General features: G+C 61.0%; 1 protein-coding gene. It reads left to right on the forward strand.

What is annotated here, in order from left to right:
* On the forward strand, nucleotides 1-487 hold a 487-nt coding region (locus tag ACFWJO_RS39665), incomplete at both ends, for an ATP-binding protein (protein WP_386873149.1).

The raw sequence follows: 487 nt of genomic DNA on the forward strand, positions 1-487 counted from the left end.
TCACCGAGGACAACATGGGCGCGGTGGCTGAAATCTGCCGGCGTCTGGAAGGCCTGCCCTTGCCGATCGAACTGGCGGCGGCACGATTGCGGGCGATGTCGGTCGAGCAGATAAGGGAGCGCCTCGGCGACAGATTCCGACTTCTCACGCTAGGCGGCAGAGGAACACCGGCAAGGCAGCAGACCTTGAGGTTGTGCATCGACTGGAGCTATGACCTGTGCTCGTCGCAGGAACAGTGGTTATGGGCTCGGCTGGCGGTGTTCGCCGGGGGTTTTGAGCTCGATGCCGCCGAGGGGGTCCTCGCCGCGGACCCGCCTGACGGAGAGTTACTCGATCTGCTCACGTCTCTGATCGATAAGTCGGTCTTGATCCGCGAAGAGGTCGGGTCGGTGGTGCGGTATCGACTGCTGGACACGATTCGTGAATACGGACGAGAGAAATTATACGAAGCCGGCGGATACTGGGAGCTTCGAAAAAGGCATCGAGA

The sequence above is a fragment of the Streptomyces sp. NPDC127092 genome (assembly GCF_042722475.1).
Taxonomy (GTDB): domain Bacteria; phylum Actinomycetota; class Actinomycetes; order Streptomycetales; family Streptomycetaceae; genus Streptomyces.